We start from the raw sequence: 19658 nt of genomic DNA on the forward strand, positions 1-19658 counted from the left end.
AATTTTCTAGCCTTTTTGATTTTTCAACTTGTCGCGTTGTACTTGTTCTATGGGCAGTATATCTTGTTTTTTAAAACTTAAGGCATTATGTACAGCCTTTAAATCCCTCGTTAATTTTCGTAATCCCATGGGTTCTAGTGAGGCTGCATGATCGGTGCCTTTCCAGGTTCTGTCTATGGTATAATGGCGTTCAACAATATTCGCTCCTAAGGTATAAGCAGCAACATCTACTGCGATACCTAAATGATGCCCCGAAAACCCAATATGTTTAACCTCATCTTTATATTTTTCAATTAGTAAATTGATATCCAACAGACAAACATCTTCAAATGGTACGGGGTAGCCTGAGGTACAATTATAAAGTACTAAATCTTTATTTCTTTTGTGTTTTTTAAAAAGCGTGACTAAATTTTCTATCTCATCTTTAGTCGTCATTCCTGTTGAAATATGCAGTTCACCCTTATAGTTTTCACACAACCATATCAACATGGCTTCATTGTTATTACAAGCCGACGGAATTTTAATAAATTCTGGATTTAAAGATGTAATTTCTTTAGCTGAAGTTACATCCCAAACCGATGTAGAATAGGTAATCCCAATTTCCTCACAATAGTTTTTTAATTCTTGATGTTGTGCAACATCAAACTCTAAAAACTCACGATGCGCCCCATAAGTATCTCCATATGAATTTGCAGGATTTGGATGGGGTTGATTGTATTGGTCTTCCGTTAGTAGCTCTCTATTATTTCGTTTTTGAAACTTTACGGCATCGGCATCACAAAATATTTTTGCTACTTTAATAAGTTCTTTGGCAATAGTTATATCGCCTTTATGATTACAGCCTATTTCTGCAATAATGTATGGTTTTTTATATGAGGTCATTGTTTTGGTTATTAGTTGATGGTTTTTGGTCAATGGTCAATAGTTAATCAGCTTATTACTATTGGGATTCAGAACATGTTCTGGATGATGATTATTTAAATGCATAAATATTAAGTGTAAACTTTGCGCATTTAAGACCAAACTATTTTCCCCCCACCTTTCTACCCACTTATTAAAATCAAAAGAACGTCTAATTGTTACAGTAAAAATGCCTTCGGTATTAAATTCAGGTTCAGTTAAGTCAGCTTTAATCATTATTTGTTAATGGTTTTTGGTCAGGAGTCGATGGTTAACATGTTTCTTTAAAATCTTTTATTATAATTCATGATAAACTGACAAGCTTCTCGAATAGCGCCAGCACCTGAAGGTTTGGAAAGCACCACATCGGCATGACTTTTAACAATATCGGTAGCATTATTAGGCGCTAAGGACCAACCCACACTACAAATATTGGTTAAATCGTTTACATCATCGCCAACATAAGCCACATTATTCATGCTTATCCCGTGCTCTAACACCAATTTATGAAGCAGGGTATATTTATCTTTCACACCTAAAAACACGTGATCTATGTTTAATTTTTCCATGCGTTTTGCCACAAGCTGGGAATTTTCTGAAGTCATGATCATCACCTGAATATCAAACTGCCTTAAAATTTCAAGTCCCATACCGTCACGCATGTCGAAACTTTTGGTATGCTCGCCATCTTTGGTGTATGTAATGGTTCCATCGGTAAAAACGCCATCGACATCTAAAACCACATGAGTGATTTTTGCTGATGTTTTAGATCGTTTCTGACGCTCGATGAGCAAACTCTCTACAGCAATCCAATCGGATTCACTATCAATTTCCAATAGAGAATCTTCAGGCATCCTTACAACCGCTGTATGTTCACCCAATCTATTTTTGTGCTTTTGCAACACCGCTTTTGTAGCTGTGTAAACCGCACCATTCTCTACTAAAAGTCCGTTAAAATCTTGTCTTCGTGGTCTGTTTAACGGATCGTAGTTTATTGGTGTGCCGTTTTCATTCCATAAAAAACGATGGGTATTAACCACGGTTAAAGCCGAATCGTAGTCCTTATTTAATGATTCTAAGCAGGCATTTATATCGGTTCGTGTTGTAAAAGGTGATGTGGCTTGAAGTAAACAAAAGATATCGAATTGATAGTTGATAGACTCACAAAACTCCAGCATAGCGTACTCGGTCGACGCCGTATCGGTAGCACTTTCGTCACTTCTTAAAACCGCTTTTACTTTGGATGTCCAGTGGTATTCTTTTTTAATAAAGTTGATCACCCATTCGTCATCTGTAAACACATAAACTTCGTCTAAATTGGAAAAAATAGCTTCCCCCAATACCCAGGTAAACAATGGTCGTCCCACCATTTTACGTTTATTTTTATTTGGTATGCCTTTGGAATTTTTTCTAAGCGGAATGAATCCAATTTTTTTCATGAAGTTATTTAATTTTAAACGACTAAAATACGGTTTTTCATATAAAAGAAGTGGCTTTGCGTTTTACTTATTATTATTTATAAATGCACTTATTTCAGAAGTAAAAACCTCAGCACCTTCTTTTAGTAAATGGGATTCATCATAGAAATATGACTTGTTTTCATAAATAGGATTTAATGAATCATAAACGACTACCTTATTACCTTCAAGCATTAGAGTCTCAAATCGGTTCTTAAATTGATAATTAAAAACATGAAAATTGGGTGAAAAAACAAAAATCAATTGAATGTTATTTTCTTTACACAAAATCTGAATATTTTTAAAAGCATTTACATATTTAGGGGATTCGTCTTTAGTGGAATAATCTGAAGATTTATTTGAAAAAATCAAATCCTTTGTCTTCTTTCTTTTTATTACAGGTCTCGATCCACGAGATTCCATAGGGTTTAAACTTGGTGCATTGATAATTTCTATTTTAAAATTAGAAGTATTAATCCTATCCAAATAGAAGAATTTTGATAGAATACTCCTATCTTTTTGACTTATAAGTTCATTATTTATATAATTATATTTAGAAAGGGGATATAAACGATCCAATCTAAAATTTAAACTAGGCACAATAGTAAATTCGTGAGGATTATCAATTGCCAAAACAACTTTTTTTGGAACCTTATTAAATGTTAGTAAAGTTCTTAATATAAACTCTTGAAATGTAATATTTGCACCTTGGTAGGATAGATTATAGGAAGTAAAGCCTGTTTCTTTTTCAATTTGTTCTGCTAAAATATTTCCTCCTCCACGAGAAGATCCCAAAACGACTACCTCCTTATTCATTTTTCCATTAATTATAAGCTCCAAGCGCTTATCATATTCCCGTTTAGGAGCTTTTTCCAGAAAACAATAAGTCCCTTTTTCCAAAATAAAAAAGAGTATCAAAAACAATAAACCATTTTTTAAAAATTGCTTCATTTTAAAACTGAAAATAAATAAATTCTTGTTCACCTCCTTCTAGAATAAAAACACAAGCTATTAAAAGCATATAAAACATCCATCGTAGCCATCTATTCCTATTTAAAAACAAACTTTCAATGGCGTATTTTTTAGATCTCCCAAACCATTCGATTAAAACAAACACCATTAAAAATAGTAACAGATAAGTTGGTCTAACCGTAGGCAATTTGAATAAGGTTATTGAAAAAATATCAATAATATAATTTATCGCATGGGATAAGGATTCTGCTCTAAAAAAAATCCAAGCAAAAACCGTTAAACAAAAAGTCGCACCTATGGAAACGAATTCTTTTAACGCTGGAAAATTCCTACCTAGTGCCACTTGATCTAAATTAACCCTATTCCTATTTGTAAGTAATAACGGCAGAAAATAAAGTGCATTTAAAAAACCCCAAATAATAAAAGTCCAATTAGCTCCATGCCATAATCCACTCACTAAAAAAATAATAAAAGTGTTCCTTATCTTCATCCAAGTACCTCCATGGCTGCCACCCAAAGGAATATATAAATAGTCTCGAAACCAAGTAGACAAGCTTATATGCCACCGTCTCCAAAACTCAGCTATATCTCTAGAGAAATAAGGAAAGGCAAAATTTTGTTTTAAATTAAAACCAAATAGCCTTGAAGTTCCAATGGCTATATCTGAATATCCTGAAAAATCTCCATAAATCTGAAATGTAAAAAAGAGCGCACCCATCAATAATGTACTTCCTGAATAATCATCAGAGTGGTTAAAAATCTCATTGGCGTATTCAGCACACTGATCAGCAATAACAATCTTCTTAAAAAGTCCCCATAATATTTGCCGACAACCATCTACAGCCTTTGAATAATGAAATTTACGCATACGGTAAAACTGTGGCAATAAATTGGAAGCTCGCTCTATAGGTCCGGCCACTAATTGAGGAAAAAAACTAACAAAAGCTAAAAAAGCAACAAGATTGGATGTTGGCTTCAGTTTTCTTTTATAAACATCAATAGTATAACTTAGTGTTTGAAAAGTATAAAAACTAATGCCAACTGGAAGAATAACATCTAAGGTATTGGGCTGTATTTTAGACCCAAACAATGAAAAAACTTCGGTAAAACTATCTACAAAAAAATTATAATATTTAAAAAAAACTAATACACCTAAGTTTACCCCTATGCTAACCCATAACAAAACCTTACGTTTAATTAAACCATGTTCCTTTTCAAGCATGAGTCCAATAGTGTAATCTACTAAAGAGCTACAAAGTATTAAGAATAAAAAACGCCAATCCCACCAACCATAAAACACATAACTAGCAATAACTAACAAAGCATTTTGCCTCTTCAAATTTTTATTTACAACAAACCAATATAGCACAAATACGATTGGTAAAAAGACAGCAAAATCTAATGAATTAAAAAGCATTTATCCGGAATAGTTTAAAAGTTTTAATTTTGATTTCAAGGTAAGTGTCTTTGTTTTTACAGGTTTTCTGTATTTTAATATTTGAGGTAAACTAAAAAGCGTTTTAAAACATACAGAAACAAAAGACTTAAAATAACGAATATCGGTGATCGCATATTTTTTAAAATTATGAAAAAGCAATTTTGCAATTTTATAAATGGGATTTGGAAAATAAACCAAATAATACCTCAAACTATTTTTCAATTGATGTTCAAATCTAAAATAATTCCGCCCTTGCAATTTCCGTTTTTCAACATCAATACGGTGGTTAACTTTAATATTTGGTTGATATAAAATTTGACACCCCAAATTCAGAACTTCTAATGCCAATGCTGGTTCTTCACCATAAATATCTATCCAAACAGGAAATCCATTAGTGGCATCATAAACTTTCTTTTTTATAGCAAAACCACAGCCAACAAAATCATTCGTAAAATAAGATTCTACTTGCTTTGCCTTTAACAACGCTTCTGCATCAGATTTAAAAATCCCTCGAACTTCCTGAAAAGCAATAATTCCTAAATTTCTATTTGACTCAAATTCTGTTTTTATCGAATCAATAAAACGATCCCCTATAGGGTGTGCATCATCATCTAAACCAATAAAAACAGCCCCTTTAGCCCTTTTATACAATACAGCCCTTGCTGGTGAAGCGCTTAAACTATGCTTTGAAATGGTCCAATTTACCCAATTATATTTTTTTAATAGCAACTCCGTATCTGAGCATCCATCAATAAAAACCAAAACTTCATGTCGCGATATGTCTATTATCTTGTACAATCTATCAAGGGTTTTACTTAACTCGGCAGGTCTGTTTTTGGTAACAATTAAAAATGACAACTCCATAACTTAAGCTAAAATAGATTGATACAATTCTACAATTTGTGGTTTCAATACACTGCGATTATAGTATGCCTTCATATATTTCACATTGTATTCCTGAGCGTTCTGTCGAAGCTTCACATCATTTAAAGCTATTTCAATCAGTAAACTAAGTGCCTGTGCATTCAAAGGGTCTGAAATTAGAAAACCATTTTTCCCATGAGTAATAACCTCTTCAGTAACTCGACCTGGATTAGACTGAATAGGAAAACTTCCCATAGCCATAGCCTCTAATAAGGCATTAGGCATACCGTCGGAAATACTACTAGCAATATGTAAAACACTTTCCCCCATGATATTTAATAGCACTTGATTATCCACAAACGAAAATCGGGAATATATTTTTATTTTTAATTTGTGAAAATATGGGGTTTTGGCAATAAAGTCTTCTACTATTTTATCAGCACTATAAATGGTTAAGGTATAATCCTTAAAATAAGATTGCGGCAATAACGCCATAGCTTTTAGAACTACAATAGCTTGGCCTACACCATTGTTATAACCTTTTACCATAATTATCTTACGCTGGTCCAGAGGTTTAATGGCTTGCGGTTGGATAGAAAGTCCGCCATTTCCAGGGTATACACCTAAAAACTCCCCTTTAAAACCATTATTTTTTGCAATGGAGACATCACGATTACAGTCGGTAATTAAATAATTAACACGCTCTAAAAAAGATGACACCTCTAAATTAGTCATTCCTAAATAACAATAATGATACATATCACTTCCCCATGACGAGTAAATTAAAGGCACCTTATAACGCTGCAAAACAGATAATATAGGTAAGCCCGATAATTGCATTTCAAAACAATGTATTACGTCTGGTTTAAAGGATTTTAAAGTAGCCTCAAAAGACTTAGATACAGATTCTTCATTAAATCGTTGCAAAAAACGGTATAAATTTGGGTAGTTTTTTTTTATTCGTGTTCGAAAAGGATAATCCCAACGTAATTTCCATCCCTTAATCTGTTTAACCCAAGATATTTTATTTGAAGGCGGTCCACCATCTGTAATGTCAAACCAACATACTTCGAAACCGGAGTCTTTCAATTGGTTTACCCACTGAAAAAAATGATGGTTTGGAATGGCTACCATTAGGATTTTCATAAGTTACTCACAAACAAATCTTGATAGGATTTATTAAATTTTTCAATTTTAAAATTATTAATCGAATAATAAAATGCATTATTTAACAATTCAGAAGTAATATCTTTATTTTCTATTAAATAAATTAATTTTTCTATAAATGCTTCTATAATATCTTCATCATACTCTTTATTAATTAAAACACCGTTTTTCATATCCTCAATATGCTCATGTATACCTCCCACATTTGTACAAATAGGTATAACACCATAAGGCATAGATTCCATGATAACCATAGGAAACCCTTCATAAACTGATGTTATCATAATAAAATTTAGTTTTTTATATAACATTCTTAAATTTTCTTGATCTTTTATTTCTCCTAAAAAAACAACTCCAGCATCATTAATTTGATTAAGATTAGACTTCATCCCTGTTCCCGCCATAAAAAATGAAACATTTGGAAATCGTTTTTTTATTTTTATTGCTACTTTTAAAAATATTTGTGGTCGTTTTTCTTCAGACCATCTTCCTAAAAAACCAATATTTATTTGGTCAAAACACTTTGATTTCAGCACATCAAAATCATTTGACATAATCTCAACTCCATTTTCTATTAATAGGATTCTATCAGCAAATTGTGTATCTATTTTCTCTGTTTTGTAAGAAGAAATTATGTCCTTTTTAGATTTCTCATTAATAACAATTCTCGAATCTAAAAATTTAGCACTATTTACAAGCATAATTTTACGATCATCCCTAGGTGCTAATGCATGAATTAAGTCTACACGTTTTTTAGAACTGTTTATTCCTGGAAGAATCTCATAAAAATAATTAGTATTACACCCAAAAACACCTTTTACTGTGACACTTTTATTTATTGCAGCCACAATACTATTCTTTAATAAATTATTTATAAAATTATTTTTCTTGTTTCTTATATCATTCAATTCTATAATACTGGCATGTTGTTTAAATTCATTATAAAAATTATTGGTTGCAGACAAATGAGTAAAAATAACACAACATTTATGTGCTTTTAATGCCTGAATAATATTTAAATGCACACGCTCTGCACCTCCAGTATGATAATAAGGAAAGAAAAAAACAATATCTGATTGTTTTATTTTTATATTTTCAAAAAAAATAAATCTTAAAAAATAAACATATGCAATACTTTTTTTAATCAATAGCTTCACAAAATTATTTATACCTTTCTTATTCATTCATTTATATCATATATATTTATTGATAATATTTTCTAATTCTGAAACATATTTAACTACGCTGAAATTTTCTAAAATCCTTTTCTTGTTTTTTTGACCAGCAGACTTTCTCAATTGCTCATCTAGTATCAAACACTCTATTTTCTCAAACAACTCTGCTTTGGAGTTGTTAATTAGGAACTGATTATGCTCACCCAAAAGGAATTCGTTACCATAATGATTTGATGCTATTATTGGTTTTTCAAAATACATATACTCCATAACACTATTTGACATCCCTTCTTTCTCAGAAACCAAAATAGCTATATCAAATTTTGGTATCTCATTTTCTCCTGAAGCACCATGAATAAAACTAACTTTTTCAATCAATCCGTTAATTTGAACACTTAATTTTAATGATGCAGTTTTTTTTTCATCAAAATCATTACCTACCAAATGCAATTTAATGAACTTATATTTCTTAGATAATTCCACAAAAGTTTCTAATAATAACTCTTGTAACTTTCCTTTTCTAAAATGAGCTAACATACCAACGACTAAGTCATTTTTATTTCTTGGAAAATCCACTATTTTATTAGAAACAGTCAAGAAATTTGGCAAAAAATAAACATTTTCCTTTGATATTTTAAAATTGGTTAATACATCACTTATCGAATCTAAAGAGTTAACCAAGAAAAAATCTGAATGTAAAACTGCTTTCTTTTCCAAAATATCATTTCTATATATTTCGTGCCCTCTATTATTCCAAAATGATAATTTAGTACCTATAATTTTTTTACAATACCCTGTTATCAAAGACGGTTTATTTAAATAAGGAATAATTAAATCTGGATTATGCTTTTTTAATTTCAAAGCAAAACAAAGTAACTTAAAACGTATTTTAAAATACTTAAAATACTTACTGGCTACTAATGGATTTTTCACCAATTCTATCCGCATTAGTTTTTGTTCTTTTAAAAAATCTTCAAACGGAAAAGAAGGCTCTCTCTTTATACAGGTATATATAAAAATATCACATCCAAGGCTATTTTGAAGGTAACCCGCTAAGGCTAATGCTTGCCTTTCTGCACCTCCTAAATCAGGAGAATTTAGCAAAAAAATTATTTTTTTATTTTTAAATCTAAAACTCATTAATATTTAGATATTTTTTATTCAAAATCAACTCTGTTTTCAACCATAGCGCCTGCTTTTCTACCAACCACCAAGACAGATAACCTAGAATAATAGAAATAAAAACCGACAAAAACATTAGTGGATATAGTTTTAATTCAAAAAAATACATCAACCCTTGTTGCACAGGAAAACTGTAAATATAAACTCCGTATGAAGCATCTCCAAACTTGCCAAATGAACTAAAAAAAGGCAGCGGAATAAAACCTATTAGTAAAACAACTATAGGTAGCATAATATGCTTTATATGCATGTAAAAATTAAAGTAAACTGAAATTAGCAAAACCATAGCTCCTATAAGTAGCACAGCCTTTTTATTTTTTATATGCTCAAGTCTAAGTGTTGCTAAAAAACTTCCGCAAACAAAAAACAGCCCTAAATTTAATATATGACTTCCTTGCATTCCTAAAACCGAAGCCCCACCAAACCTTTGCAAGAAAAAATTGTAGCATATTAGCATTACTATAAAAACAGCACCTATTACGACTCTCACTAGTTTTAAATTGTTTTTAATAAAATAAAGCAAACCAATGGCAATATACATAGAGAATTCATACCTGAGCGTCCATAAGGAACCATTAATGGAATGGTAAGGATTATTATCAAATACGCCCTTTATAACGGGTTGAAAACAATAAAGTGATAAATTATTAGGAATATATGTAAAGACTTGTTTATTCTCATAAAACGGTATTTTTCCTTCATAAACAATGGGCAATAACAACACGGTAATTATCAGGAGTACCATTAAAGCTGGGAAAAGTCGTAAAAAACGTTTCTTAAAATAATCTAAAATACTTTTACTACGTTGCAGACTCTGAATCATAAAGTAGCCACTTATTAAAAAAAAGCCACTTAAACCTATTTGAGACAGTGCGACTTGATTATTTGAAAGCTGCATACCCCACTCTTTATTTTCACCATAACCTGATATCGCAAACGCATGGGTTATGACCACAAATACGGCAAATAAAAATCGTAGAAAATCAAAATTGTTATACTTAGTCATAATTATGCTTCCAGTCGATGAACAATTTTTTAACCGTTAAAATTTTTTAGGCCTATTAAACATAAACTTTAAAGCATAAAAATACCTTAAAACCGTATACCATAAATCTACGAAAAGCCCTTTTAGCAGTCTTAAAATTGACATAACAAACCCCTTGGTGACACTTAAAAAACGAACTTCATCATGCCATAATTGATAATTACCGACCATATCATTTTTAAACCTAAAAAAGAGTTGTTTTTTAGTTCTTGTAATCTGATAGCAAAAAATGGAAGGCACAAGATCAATCTCATAGCCTAATTTTAATATCCGTACGGTCCATTCTTTATCCTCGAAAGTAGCAACATCTTCTCGAAAAGAGTGCTTTTCCCAAACAGATTTTCGAAATGCCGACCCTGAAAAAATAAGTCCCGACTTATTAGGGTCTTCATTTGCAGAAACCTTATTTATATAATTTATATAATCGTTAGGATTATGTAAACATCGTACTCCTGCTAGGTTAGAATTTTCGTTAAACTTGTTTTTTATAAGTTTAAAAAAATCATGACTTACAGGGTAAGAGTGGGCGCTAAACATAACCACAATAGGGAAGTTAGCTTGTTTAGCCGCAAAATTAGCACTCCCACCATAACTGAATTTTTCAATAGTTACAAATTTAGCTCCATACTGTGTCGCAACTTCTTCACTTTTATCTGTAGATAAGTTATCGATAACAATAATTTCTCCAAGATCTTCTAAATAGCGTTCTGTTAAATTTTTTAGCAGAAAGGTAAGTGCTTGATCCTGGTTTTTATTTCTAATTATAACTGAAATCATCATTACGATTTAGATAATATGTTTTGAAAATAATTAAAAGGCTTCGTAACCAGTTTACCTACTTTATACGCCATAGAGTTTTTTATTTCAACCTCACTAGTACGATACGTTTTTAATTGATAAAACATAACTTTCATACAGTTATCAAAATCTTTAATATAAAGTTCTCTATGCTTATTTATTATATAATGTTTATTAGTTTCAAAATGATTATTAATGGTATCAACTAACATTGATTTTTTTGATTTTCTATAATAAAACAGAAAATCGGGTATAATTTTATAATGCCACCCTTGTTTAGTTATAGCTATCCAAAACTCCCAGTCCTCAAAACCAGTTTTCATGTTTTCATCATACCCTCCTACTTCTTCCCAGCATTTTTTTCTAAACAACGATGTTGCAATTAATTGATTAACATAAAGTAAATTAATACTTGTACTACCTATAGGCTTTAACTCATTAACGATATTATTTAAATTCCCGTAGAAAAATTTACTATAGCAGGAAACAATTCCTAACGATTCATTTGTTTCTAGTTCTGGGGCTAGATTAGACAAAAAAGAGGCATCGATCACATCATCGGCATCAAGTGGTAAAATATAAATGCCATGTGCTTTTTTAATGCCTTCATTTCTGGCATTAGACAATCCACCATTTTTCTGTTCTAAATATTTAAATCTTTTATCCAGAGCTAACCACTTCAAAACAACCTCATCTGTATTATCGGGACTACCATCGTTTACAATAATGCATTCCCAATTTGTATATGTTTGATTTAATACGGATTGAAGCGACTCCTCTAAATAATGAGCTTGATTATAGCAGGGTACAATTATAGAAACAAGTGTATTCATATTTAAAACCTGTTTAAAAATCTCAGTTTCACCAATAGTTTAATGATTCTTGATTTTCTAAAAGTTGCAACTATTTTTTTTAATTTTAAAACATCGTCCATATCTTGCAAATAAGCAGGATAACTTGTTGTTAAAACTTGTTGCCTTTCTTGATATTTTAAAGATCTATTTTCAGGGTTTGAACTCATTCCTCCTATGTAAAATGTCGATAAGGTCTCTTCGATTTTCATGTAGGATAAATTAAACTGACAAATAGCATCAATAAAAAATTTCCAATCTGATAAAATTCTAAAATCTTCATTATACAGATTGGTTTTTGAGAAGGCTTCTCTTTTTATAAATGTAGCTGGATGCGGCAAGGTATCTTCTACAAAATATGAAAATGAAAGTATATTAGGGTATAACTTTATAAAGGAGGTATTACCCTCTATAACATTAAGATTAAAATAAATAATATCTTTTCCGTTTAGTTGAGTATGGTTATCCTCTAATACTGTTTCGTTATAGAAATGATCTCCACTATTTAAAAACAAAAGATATTCTCCGTTAGCCTTTGCAATACCTTTATTCATAGCATGATAAACACCCTTATCTATTTCACTTACCCAATAATCTATTGAAGCATGATTTTCCTCAATAAATGCTAAACTACCATCTGTAGACCCGCCATCAATAACAATTAACTCAAAGGCTTGCCAAGTTTGAGTTATAATGCTTTTGATTGTTTTTTTTAAACCCTCAAGATTATTGTAATTAACTGTTATGATTGATATTTTAAATTTCAAGTGATTTGATGACTAATAATTATTTATATAAAAATGAGAAAAGTTTTTTTCTAAGCCTAATGACAGGAAAGTATTTTATACTGAGATAAGAAAACAAGAGTTTTGGAAATTTTAAAAACAACACACCCCAATACAATATATCATTGAGTAACAAGTAGTTAGACCTAAACCTTACAACCCATAACCAGTTAAATATCAAGTCAATATTTTTCTTTGAAATATGATTTTTTAAACTCCATGAAATAAGGGATTCATAAAGTTTTATATTATATTTTTTATATAAAGTCTCATTATTAAATATATTATCTTCGTGAACACCTCTTAAGGCCAAAGGTGTTTTAATAATACAAGCTTTCAAAGAGCATTTTAAAGCCATTTTAAAAATAATATCAGAATCTTCAGCAACTACAAGAGATTCATTAAAATAACCGATCGTATCAAAAACTGATTTCTTAACCGTAATTCCATTAAGGTGCAAGTATCCATATTTACTAGAAATTAAGGCTTCAAACAGATCTTGGGGTTGAACTATTTGCGATAAAGAATTTAATTTCTGAATTCCTTTTTCTGTTTCTGTAGCTTCTCGATAATAATGAAATCCAACAGCATTATAAACACCATCTACGGTAGTATTATTTTCAAAAATAATCTGGTCATTCTCAAACCTCTTCTCTAAGTAAAAATCATCGGCATCTAAAAATGCTATATAATTTTCTCTAGCATGTATTATACCTAAATTCCTACTCGCAGAACGCCCCCTATTTACTTTATTGAGATGATGATAAATCTTAATTTTAGAGTTTGAAGACTGTAATGTTTCTAAAACCTGCAATGTTTTATCAGTACTTCCATCATTTACAACAACAACCTCTTTAACTTCTGGCTGTATCAATACAGATCTAATTGCTTTCTCTATAAAGTGCTCAACATTATATGCCGGAATGATTACTGATATATAATAAGACATTACTTGCTTCAAAATTATGAATACTCCCAAAAAAACAGCTTGTGTATTGTAAGGATTTAAAATGATTAACTTCTGTACAAAAATGGGAAAAGCTTTTGCCTAAACCTAATAACAGGAAAATATTTAATACTCAATTTAGAAAAAAATACTTTAGGAAGTGGAATAAACAAATGCATCCAATACACAATATCTTTCCATAATGAATTGTCTTCCTTTTCCTTTAGAATCCAAATCCATTTATACAAATCATCAAGAACCCAAAAATCTACTTTATTTTTTGAGCACCAAAGAACCAAAGCTTCATACATTTTTAAAGTATAAATTTTGTAAATAGCATTTTGATCAAAAACATTAGCATCATGTACTCCTCGTATAGCTAGTGGTTTCGTGATAATACCGGTATACAACTTACTAGTAATAGCCATTTTCCAGAATAGTTCTGTATCTTCTGCTACAACCAAAGCCTCATTAAACAAGCCTGTTTTATCAAAAATTGAGCGTTTTACAGTTAAACCATTAATATGAAAATGCCCACATTTTCCGTATAATAATAATTTAAACAATTGTTCCGGTAATACCTCTCTTGTAACCGTGTAAATGGTGTGTGTTTTTAACTCATAAGCGGTAGCTTCCCTGTAAAAATGAAAACCTACTGCGTTATACACACCATCAGCATCCTTTTGCTTATCAAATAAGGTTTTGTCTGCTTTAAATCTGTTTGGTAGAAAATAATCATCGGCGTCTAAAAATGCTATATAATTTCCTTTAGCATTTTGTAAACCTAAGTTCCTACTTGCTGATCTGCCTTGGTTAGATTTATTTTTATGATAAAATACTTTAACTCTATTATTGTCTAATTTGAGTCTTTCTAAAATTTCATTTGTCGAATCAGTGCTTCCATCATTTACAATTAAAACTTCAACAACCTCCTCCTCCTTTAATGCGGAATTTACCGCCTTTTCTATAAACTGTTCACAATTATACACCGGAATAACTACCGAAATTGAAAAATTTTCTAACATGATTAACTGAAATTTGAACGGATAAAACAATAACCTTTACCCAACAAAAAATTACTAGTCACCCAAAATGAGTAATTCAATGCTTTTCTAAAATAGCCAAATTTTAATAATGTTAAAAAAACTTGAATTTGCAATTTATTAATGACACCTTTTTCTTGAAATCCATAATTTAGTTTAATAATACGCTTTAAAACAATTTTAATAATATTCTTTGGTGCTTTTTCTTTGATATCATCCAATAAAACCAAATCATTAATTAGCAATTCTCTTTTCCTGTTAAGGGGGGTTATTTTCAATTTTTCCTGGATGGAATTTGGATGAACTCTTCTATAAGCTAAACACTCATTAATAAATTTTCCTTTCGGATATTGAATCAAATACCTCGAGAAAAAATTATACTCTTGACTCGATTTTAAGACCTCATTAAAGCGCAAGTTTTTTAAAGAAGACTTTAAAACAATAACATCCATGGTAACCCAATTAATTTGACTGCTTATATAATTTTTTAAGGTTAATGATTTTCCTATATTATCAAATTCAAACATAGGTTTTTTTTGACCTTTAGAATCAAAATCGAGTGAGTAGGAAATAGCAAAATCTAAAGCTTCCTTTTCAACAACGGTTACTTTACGTAGAATAAAGTCTTGCCCCATAACATCATCACTATCAAACCAATTGACATATTTCCCTTTACTCTGTTCCAAACCATAGTTTCTTGCTGAATTAGCTCCTTTTAATCTGTTTTTTGGACACTTAAAGTATTTAAATCTAGAATCCTTTAAACAATAAGAATTTAATACCTTATAGGTATCATCCGTACTCCCATCATCAACCACAATACATTCCCAATTAGTATATGTTTGTGCCAAAACCGAGTCTAAGGTTTCTCCTATTAAATGCGCACGGTTAAATGTGGGAATTATAATGGATACTAGGGGGCTATTCATAAATAAAAATCTAACAACAAATATAAATTATTTTAGAGGAGTACTTAACCATTTTAAAACCTAACAAAAATGACCTGGAATCAGGAGTGTTAATAAAAAACTATTGACTATTATAATACCCTCCTCTAATGTGTTTTCAAAATTCCATCCAATTTCGACAAATGTTTTTTTAAATTAAAATTTTCTAAAATATTAATTTTACCAGCCGCTCCTAATCGATTCGCTAGACTCACGTCATTTAACAGTGCCAACATATTTAACCGCATCGCATCTACATCATGTTCTTCACTTAATAAACCTGTCTTCTCATGAATAATAACATCAGGTATACCTGCGTGAAAAGTAGAAATTACAGGTAAACCAGCCACACTCGCCTCTAAAACAGCTAAAGGAGTCCCTTCCATATCTCCTCGCAAAGTTGTTATTGAATGTTGTACAAAACCCAAGGACTCTTCTAATAATGAAATATATTCTTCTGGTTTTATCACACCTAAAAGCCTTATATTTTTTTCAAGTTTAAAATGCTTAATAAGGTTTGCACATGCATTAAACAACTCACCATTCCCTCCTATTACAAGCTTAGCATCTGGGTGTGCTCCTAAGACTCCTTTAAAGGCTAAAATGGTATAATAAGGTGCTTTTTTATCTGTAAAACGACCAACTGCTAAAAATTGCTTTTTATTAAAGTTAGGCGTTACATTTTCAAACATAATTTGAGGTCCATAAACGTTATAAATAAGCTTTTCTTTAGGACACCCTAATTCTAATAGCCTATTACACATAACTGTCGAAACAGCTACAACGTTTCTTGACAATTCAAATACTTTTTTATAGGAATCGCAACTTTTAATTACAGAATTTACACTTGCATCATAACCATGAAAATGGACAACAAAAGGAATTTTAGAAGCTTGTAAAACAGGTAATAAATGGTAGGCATGTGTTCCATATTCAACCAGAACAGAGTCAATTTTATTTCTTTTTAAGCTATATAATACGTTTTGAGTCCATAAATACTTTGTTCCCTTTCTAAATACCTTAGTAAACACAAGAAGTAATTTAAACAAACTTGCAGGCATTAGACTTTTAGAATCTTCTAAATGAATTTGTAAACCCCGACCGTAATAGTAAAAAACACGGCCACTTAGTCCCTTTTTATGGGCTTGAATAAAAGTTTCGGAATATCGGTTTTGGTTAGGAGAAAATATAGCAATGTTCATATTATTTATTTTTTAGCGAGACCATATAATCCAGTAATCATTTGACCTTCTTTAAAAATTACATTTTTAGAGTTATCCATATTGATTAAATATTTTATAACTGGTTTTAAAAACTTGGAAAGGAGGTTTCGTTTAAAATTTGACATAGCACTTCTACGCACCCAAAGTCCTAACATTTGTGCCATAGATGCATGCCAGCCACCTGTAGCTTTTATTTCTATATTATGAAAACCACTATTTTTAATATGACGTTTCAAAGAAAATGGTGTATATCTATATTCATCATTAGGCACCTCATGTAAATTCCATAAAAAAGGCACCGTAAAAAAGAAAACACCTCCTGGCTTAAGCACTCTAAACACCTCCTTTAAAACAACTTCTGGTTCGGGGCAATGTTCTAAAACCTCGGTTCCGAAAGCGCAATCAAAACTTTCATCACCAAAAGGCATGATCCTACCATCCCATGAATAATCTGGTTTTACTTGGATATCGTAATTTAGAGCTGTTTCTATATCTAAACCAATATATTGTTTAATCTCAGAGTTTTCTAAAAGAAATTTTTTATATGGCATTTTACCGCAGCCAATGTCTAATAAATCTCCTTTAAAATGAATAGAACATTCTTTTAATGATTTAAAAATAGATGTCCGAATAAAATAACGGTCTAAGTTTTTAGAATTGAGTTTTATATTTATGAAGTCTTTCATATAGCACCTTTTCTAAATACTACCAATATATTTCTTCCTTTAATAAAACGACAAAGTACCTTTTTTAAAATTTTTGGAACTATTTTATTAAAAATACTTAAACTGGTAGATATAATAATATTTGAATTTCGGCAATATGCATTTAAGAATTCTGTATAAGTTTTATATAAAGGTTCATAATTAATAGATTCTAGTTTTACATCAAAAATTTCCTCTAACGCCCTCAATGAACTTGAATTCCATAAACCTGCATGATGTGGAGGTAAATTAAGCGTATGATATTTATCGTTTACAAACAAATATGGATTACTATTTGGCACACCTATAACTAGTTTACCTCCAACCTTTAATGTTTTTAAAGAAGCCTTTATAAATTCATGTACATTCGTAACATGTTCTAAAACTTGAAAATAACAAACAACATCGAACTGTTCTGTATTTTTTTTCGAGAATGTATCAATGAGTTCATTATGAATTTTTAAACCCAAATCCTTACATTGTTTTATTGCTTCCGGATTCAATTCTAATCCTTCGGCTTCAATGTTTTTAGATTTTAAAAGATTTAAAAACGCCCCAAAACCAGAACCAATCTCTAAAACTTTTTCATCTGATTTAAAGGTATCAATTATCTCAAGGTGCTCCCATCGTGTTGAGTAATAATTTTCTCTGTTTAAGGACAAATCTTTATAAAATTCCGCATCCCCAATAGAGTCAAAAGGATAGTAAAACCTATACCCCGTTTTTTCACATTTATATAGGCTTATATTTTGTTCTCCTTTAAAAAAGCGAATTACATCAATCCCTAATTCTTTATAACTTGAAATAATTTTATTCGTATCGAAAGTTCCAACTAATCTTATTGAACCATTACTTATTAAAGGATTCTTATTTAATTTATTCATTTAACCTCAAAATATTCCATTGTGTATTATCTTCCTTAAAAATTGCCGAACCTTTTTGCCAATAATACGGTCTTTTATCATCATTAATTATTTCAAAGTGACATATTTCTAACAAACGCTCAAAGGTCACTTTGGTAAAATAATCTGCAAAAAAGACATTCAATTTATATTCACCTTCATATAATTTCAAATTTTGAATTGTGGAAGTCAACTTAAAAACCCCTTGATTTTGACAAAACTCTTGTTCTGAATTTAAAATAAGTTCATGAATTAATGGGATGTTATCAGTATTAATTATTTGATAAGATACAGCTGGTGATTGAATCTGTATAGGAGAATAGACAGTGATCTCAATAATTAATTCTTTATTAAACTCATGAAATCCACTTTTACTAGTAAGTACTTTTACAGATTTTATATAAGCTGATTCAGTATCAACTTTAGTACTAAAAAAGTTGTTTGATTTATCATCAGAATCATTTAAATAAAAATCAATAGCTTTATTTGTCTCACCTTCAAAAACAGTTTTGCCATGCTCTAACACAATTCCACGAGTACACAATTGTTTCACCGCTGCCATATTATGACTCACAAACAATACAGTTCGACCCTCTCCTTCCGCAATATCCTGCATTTTCCCAATAGCCTTCTTCTGAAACTCAGCATCACCAACGGCAAGCACCTCATCAATTACTAAAATTTCAGGTTCTAAAAAGGCTGCTACAGCAAAAGCTAGTCTAACCGTCATTCCTGAGGAATAACGTTTAACAGGCGTATCAATATAACGCTCGCAACCAGAAAACTCTATAATTTCATCTATTTTAGAGGCAATCTCCTTTTTGGTCATGCCTAAAATGGCACCGTTTAGGTAAATATTTTCACGCCCGGTCATTTCGCCGTGAAAACCTGTACCCACTTCTAAAAGCGATGCGATACGCCCTTTTGTTTTAATTTCTCCCGTTGTGGGACTCGTTACTTTGGATAAGATTTTAAGTAAGGTTGATTTTCCGGCACCGTTTTTACCAATAATACCAACGACTTCACCGCGTTCTACTTCAAAATTAATATCTTGAAGTGCCCAAACATAATCGGAACTCCCTTTGGTGCTTCGGTCGTTACTCTCGCCTATTTTTAAAAACGGATTTTCCTTACCTCTAATTTTGTACCACCACCGTTTTAAGTCGTCGTTAATAGAACCCGTACCAACTAAGCCTAATTTATATTGCTTAGAAATTTTATCTGCTTTTAAAATTATGTCTTTCTTTTTCATTGCTTAT

General features: G+C 30.8%; 19 protein-coding genes. All 19 read right to left on the bottom strand.

The window, feature by feature from the left end; translation table 11 throughout:
* Positions 1-6 precede the first annotated feature (6 nt).
* Entirely contained in the window at positions 7-882 is an 876-nt protein-coding gene (locus tag C1A40_RS00900; RefSeq protein WP_102994246.1) for an N-acetylneuraminate synthase family protein, read from the bottom strand.
* A gap of 302 nt (positions 883-1184) precedes the next feature.
* The gene (locus C1A40_RS00910) at positions 1185-2339 is read right to left on the bottom strand and encodes an acylneuraminate cytidylyltransferase (RefSeq protein ID WP_102994248.1); all 1155 of its coding nucleotides are present in this window, start codon (positions 2337-2339) and stop codon (positions 1185-1187) included.
* Between the two features lie 63 nt (positions 2340-2402).
* On the bottom strand, positions 2403-3308 hold the full coding sequence (locus tag C1A40_RS00915) for a hypothetical protein (RefSeq protein ID WP_158651233.1): 906 nt from the start codon (positions 3306-3308) through the stop codon (positions 2403-2405).
* Position 3309: 1 nt separating this feature from the next.
* Complete coding sequence (locus tag C1A40_RS00920; RefSeq protein WP_102994250.1) at positions 3310-4746, bottom strand: MBOAT family O-acyltransferase; 1437 nt, start codon at positions 4744-4746, stop codon at positions 3310-3312.
* The gene (locus C1A40_RS00925; protein ID WP_102994251.1) at positions 4747-5631 is read right to left on the bottom strand and encodes a glycosyltransferase family 2 protein; all 885 of its coding nucleotides are present in this window, start codon (positions 5629-5631) and stop codon (positions 4747-4749) included.
* A gap of 3 nt (positions 5632-5634) precedes the next feature.
* Positions 5635-6777: a glycosyltransferase gene (locus tag C1A40_RS00930; RefSeq protein WP_102994252.1), complete on the bottom strand. Its 1143-nt coding sequence runs from the start codon at positions 6775-6777 to the stop codon at positions 5635-5637.
* Complete coding sequence (locus tag C1A40_RS00935; RefSeq protein WP_102994253.1) at positions 6774-7982, bottom strand: glycosyltransferase family 4 protein; 1209 nt, start codon at positions 7980-7982, stop codon at positions 6774-6776. The genes C1A40_RS00930 and C1A40_RS00935 overlap by 4 nt, the downstream gene beginning before the upstream one ends.
* A 9-nt stretch (positions 7983-7991) precedes the next feature.
* Entirely contained in the window at positions 7992-9113 is a 1122-nt protein-coding gene (locus C1A40_RS00940) for a glycosyltransferase family 4 protein (RefSeq protein WP_102994254.1), read from the bottom strand.
* Positions 9103-10161 (bottom strand): acyltransferase family protein, encoded by a 1059-nt coding sequence (locus C1A40_RS00945; RefSeq protein ID WP_102994255.1) that lies wholly within the window; start codon positions 10159-10161, stop codon positions 9103-9105. Before C1A40_RS00945 ends, C1A40_RS00940 begins: the two co-directional genes overlap by 11 nt.
* Positions 10162-10197: 36 nt before the next feature.
* Positions 10198-10980 carry a glycosyltransferase family 2 protein gene (locus C1A40_RS00950; RefSeq protein ID WP_241910463.1) on the bottom strand — a complete coding sequence of 261 codons (783 nt, stop codon included), beginning with the start codon at positions 10978-10980 and terminating at the stop codon, positions 10198-10200.
* Positions 10980-11831, bottom strand: a complete 852-nt coding sequence (locus tag C1A40_RS00955) for a glycosyltransferase family 2 protein (protein WP_102994256.1) — start codon at positions 11829-11831, stop codon at positions 10980-10982. The genes C1A40_RS00950 and C1A40_RS00955 overlap by 1 nt, the downstream gene beginning before the upstream one ends.
* A gap of 2 nt (positions 11832-11833) precedes the next feature.
* The gene (locus C1A40_RS00960; RefSeq protein WP_241910464.1) at positions 11834-12616 is read right to left on the bottom strand and encodes a glycosyltransferase family 2 protein; all 783 of its coding nucleotides are present in this window, start codon (positions 12614-12616) and stop codon (positions 11834-11836) included.
* Positions 12617-12635: 19 nt separating this feature from the next.
* Positions 12636-13613 carry a glycosyltransferase family 2 protein gene (locus C1A40_RS00965; protein WP_206748203.1) on the bottom strand — a complete coding sequence of 326 codons (978 nt, stop codon included), beginning with the start codon at positions 13611-13613 and terminating at the stop codon, positions 12636-12638.
* A gap of 35 nt (positions 13614-13648) precedes the next feature.
* Positions 13649-14605: a glycosyltransferase family 2 protein gene (locus C1A40_RS00970; protein ID WP_102994258.1), complete on the bottom strand. Its 957-nt coding sequence runs from the start codon at positions 14603-14605 to the stop codon at positions 13649-13651.
* 2 nt (positions 14606-14607) lie between these two features.
* Positions 14608-15552 carry a glycosyltransferase family 2 protein gene (locus tag C1A40_RS00975; protein WP_102994259.1) on the bottom strand — a complete coding sequence of 315 codons (945 nt, stop codon included), beginning with the start codon at positions 15550-15552 and terminating at the stop codon, positions 14608-14610.
* Between the two features lie 125 nt (positions 15553-15677).
* Entirely contained in the window at positions 15678-16601 is a 924-nt protein-coding gene (locus C1A40_RS00980) for a glycosyltransferase (RefSeq protein ID WP_158651235.1), read from the bottom strand.
* A 176-nt stretch (positions 16602-16777) separates the two neighbouring features.
* Entirely contained in the window at positions 16778-17479 is a 702-nt protein-coding gene (locus C1A40_RS00985; RefSeq protein ID WP_102994261.1) for a class I SAM-dependent methyltransferase, read from the bottom strand.
* Positions 17476-18381, bottom strand: coding sequence for a class I SAM-dependent methyltransferase (locus C1A40_RS00990; RefSeq protein ID WP_102994262.1), 906 nt, complete (start codon positions 18379-18381; stop codon positions 17476-17478). Before C1A40_RS00990 ends, C1A40_RS00985 begins: the two co-directional genes overlap by 4 nt.
* Positions 18374-19651, bottom strand: coding sequence for an ABC transporter ATP-binding protein (locus C1A40_RS00995; protein WP_102994263.1), 1278 nt, complete (start codon positions 19649-19651; stop codon positions 18374-18376). Before C1A40_RS00995 ends, C1A40_RS00990 begins: the two co-directional genes overlap by 8 nt.
* Between the last annotated feature and the right edge of the window lie 7 nt (positions 19652-19658).

The sequence above is a fragment of the Tamlana carrageenivorans genome, assembly GCF_002893765.1.
GTDB classification, from domain to species: Bacteria; Bacteroidota; Bacteroidia; order Flavobacteriales; family Flavobacteriaceae; genus Pseudotamlana; species Pseudotamlana carrageenivorans.